General features: G+C 49.9%; 3 protein-coding genes and 2 pseudogenes. 3 read left to right on the forward strand and 2 right to left on the reverse strand.

The features are described from left to right. A pseudogene (locus ACTBDZ_RS16470) lies at positions 1-97 on the reverse strand (DUF4277 domain-containing protein); the annotation flags it as partial. A 92-nt stretch (positions 98-189) separates the two neighbouring features. On the opposite strand from ACTBDZ_RS16470, the pseudogene ACTBDZ_RS16475 reads away from it, so the two are divergent. The 3 genes and pseudogenes from ACTBDZ_RS16475 to aroG form a co-directional block, all read left to right on the forward strand. Further along, positions 190-591: pseudogene (locus ACTBDZ_RS16475) on the forward strand (DUF554 family protein); the annotation flags it as partial. Between the two features lie 168 nt (positions 592-759). Further along, the gene (gene pnuC / locus ACTBDZ_RS16480) at positions 760-1,515 is read left to right on the forward strand and encodes a nicotinamide riboside transporter PnuC (protein WP_438816103.1); all 756 of its coding nucleotides are present in this window, start codon (positions 760-762) and stop codon (positions 1,513-1,515) included. A gap of 187 nt (positions 1,516-1,702) precedes the next feature. Next, the gene (gene aroG / locus ACTBDZ_RS16485; protein WP_438816104.1) at positions 1,703-2,758 is read left to right on the forward strand and encodes a 3-deoxy-7-phosphoheptulonate synthase AroG; all 1,056 of its coding nucleotides are present in this window, start codon (positions 1,703-1,705) and stop codon (positions 2,756-2,758) included. Between the two features lie 65 nt (positions 2,759-2,823). Here the strand turns inward: aroG and ACTBDZ_RS16490 are convergent. Further along, positions 2,824-3,033, reverse strand: a 210-nt coding sequence (locus ACTBDZ_RS16490; RefSeq protein ID WP_438816105.1) for a hypothetical protein, incomplete at its 5' end; no start/stop codon positions are given.

Consider the following 3,033-nt stretch of genomic DNA (forward strand, 5'->3'; position numbering starts at 1 on the left):
CGCATCGATCATTTTTGCAATACTCAGTTCATCGCACAGTGCAGCGACGAGACCTAAGTGATCTAAGGTTACGGATGGTAACGTGGGGAGTACTCATGCTGATTGGTCTGCAAAAAGCAGTAATAAACTCAGAACTTCAGAATACCGTCAAGTCCCGAAAAAAGAAAAATCAGGTGCGGAATGACGGATACACAGAATTTTACTGCCTTAATCGTACTGTTCTGTGCCAGCGGCACGGGGGTGGTTGGCGCGCTGACGGAAGGGCTGACGGGTGACTATCAACTGCTGATTATCAAATCGGCGCTGGATGTGTTCACCGCGCTGATTTTTTCCTTCACGCTCGGTGCGGCAGTGATTTCAATCGCCGTGCCGCAATTTCTGGTTCAGGCGCTCTTATTTTTTTCCGCGCAATTGATCATGCCGTTTATGAATGACATCACCATGGGGGATTTTGCAGCCTGTGGCGGCATTATCATGATGGCGGTAGGGTTGCGCATCGCGCAGATAAAAATGTTCGCCGTGGTGAATTTCTTGCCTGCGCTGCTGTTTATCATCCCGCTGTCGATTTATTGGCATCGCTGGTTCGGTTAGTTTTATGTGTGCTAAACAAAAGAGAGTAATTAAACGAATTACCCATTATTTGTTTAGTATGTAAAACATTAAGTGTCTTCTTGCTAACCGACTGCTACCATATACCCCGTTTGGGAGTCTGGTAGAAGCAGGATTTCCTCATTTAGACGATAAACATGGGGTGGCAAGATGGACTTTTTTAGTACCAGCAACATTTTGATTCATATCCCGTTCGGTGCGGGAGGGTACGATCTTTCCTGGATAGAAGCCATTGGCGCACTGTGCGGCCTGCTCTGTATCTGGCTTGCCAGCCTGGAAAAAACCATCAATTACCTGTTTGGATTGATCAACGTCTCACTGTTTGCCGTTATTTTTTTCCAGATTCAGCTTTATGCCAGCCTGCTGCTGCAAACCTTTTTCTTTGTTGCCAATGTTTATGGTTGGTATGCCTGGACGCGGCGCACGGAACAGCAGGATATCGCCTTGAAAATACGCTGGCTGCCACTCCCCAGATTGCTTGCCTGGTCAGCGCTGGGTGTGCTCACGATTGGATTAATGACCGTCTACATCGATGCGGTGTTTGCTGCGCTGACTGGCGTCGCGGTGACCGTGATGCAGAGCATGGGGGTGCAGGTGACCATGCCGACATTGCAGCCGGATGCGTTTCCCTTCTGGGATTCCAGCATGATGGTGCTCTCCATGATAGCGATGGTTTTGATGACGCGTAAGTATGTGGAGAACTGGATTCTGTGGGTCGTGGTTAACATTATCAGCGTGGTGATCTTCACCTACCAGGGTGTTTATGTGATGGCGTTGGAATACCTGATCCTGACCGGTATCGCCCTCAACGGCACCTGGTTGTGGATCAAGGAAGCGCGCCAGCGTCCAACACCATCAGTACCTACAGCGCAGAGCGTAAAGTGCGCGTTGGAAAACGCGGCATAGCGGTAAGCTAACAGCATTTTATCGCGTAAAATTACGCGATGTTGTTGTGGGTACGCCATACGCTTGACTTATCATTTGTGCGCTGCAATATGAACAGTTCCGTTTTTAAACGCTAGGGTAATCGCCCTGCAACCGTTTCCTATTGGCAAGATGTGGCATGTTCTGCGCAAGAATCGATGGATGAATGATGAATTACCAAAATGATGACTTAAGAATTAAAGAGATCAAAGAGTTGTTACCTCCTGTCGCTCTGCTGGAGAAATTTCCGGCTACCGCACGTGCGGCAGAAACGGTCTCATTTACCCGCTCGGCAATTCACAAGATTCTGCATGGTACTGACGATCGTTTGCTGGTGGTGATTGGCCCATGCTCGATTCACGATACCAAGGCCGCAAAAGAATACGCCGCCCGTTTGCTCACGCTGCGCAACGAGTTAAGCGACGAGCTGGAAGTCGTGATGCGTGTCTATTTCGAGAAACCGCGCACCACCGTGGGTTGGAAAGGACTGATTAACGATCCGCACATGGATAACAGCTTCCAGATTAACGATGGATTGCGTATTGCCCGTCAACTGCTGGTGGAAATCAACGATAGCGGGTTACCTGCTGCGGGTGAGTTCCTGGACATGATATCGCCACAGTATCTGGCAGATCTGATGAGCTGGGGTGCCATCGGCGCACGCACTACGGAATCTCAGGTACACCGCGAATTGGCTTCCGGTCTCTCTTGCCCGGTTGGCTTCAAAAACGGCACCGATGGCACGATTAAAGTGGCGATCGATGCCATTAACGCCGCGAGTGCGCCACACTGCTTCCTATCGGTGACCAAATGGGGTCATTCTGCCATCGTCAACACCAGTGGCAACAACGATTGCCACATTATTTTGCGTGGCGGAAAAGCACCGAATTACAGCGCCGAGCACGTCAGCGCCGTGAAGGATGGGCTGGAAAAAGCCGGACTACTCCCGCAGGTGATGATCGATTTCAGTCATGCCAACAGCAGCAAACAGTTTAAGAAGCAGATGGACGTGGGGGCTGATGTGTGCGCGCAGATAGCGGGTGGTGAACGTGCTATCACGGGTGTGATGGTGGAAAGCCATCTGGTAGAAGGCAACCAGAGTCTGGAAAACGGTGAACCACTGGTTTATGGTTGCAGTGTGACTGATGCATGTATCGGCTGGGAAGATACTGAAGTGCTGTTGCGTCAATTAGCTGCGGCGGTTAAGCAACGTCGTGTGGGTTGATAGCTAACGCTTTTCGTCATTTCTCACCGCTCATCCTCGGCTCTGCCGAGGATATTTGACAATAGTCATTCGCTCCTCTTGCAGGAAAATCTCGCTTTCATGAGGGTAATAGAAACTTCTGTTCGCTTATATTTTAAGCGCCAGTACGCTCTAAATAACTGTTCCGAATAGTAGATCACCTGAAGGGAACTCAGTCCGAGTTGAGCGATCTGATCAATCGATAAAGATCCCAAATCATCAACCGGACTGAGCGATGTCGAGCATAGCACCGATAC

Source organism: Symbiopectobacterium sp. (assembly GCF_051710365.1).
Lineage (GTDB): Bacteria > Pseudomonadota > Gammaproteobacteria > Enterobacterales > Enterobacteriaceae > Symbiopectobacterium.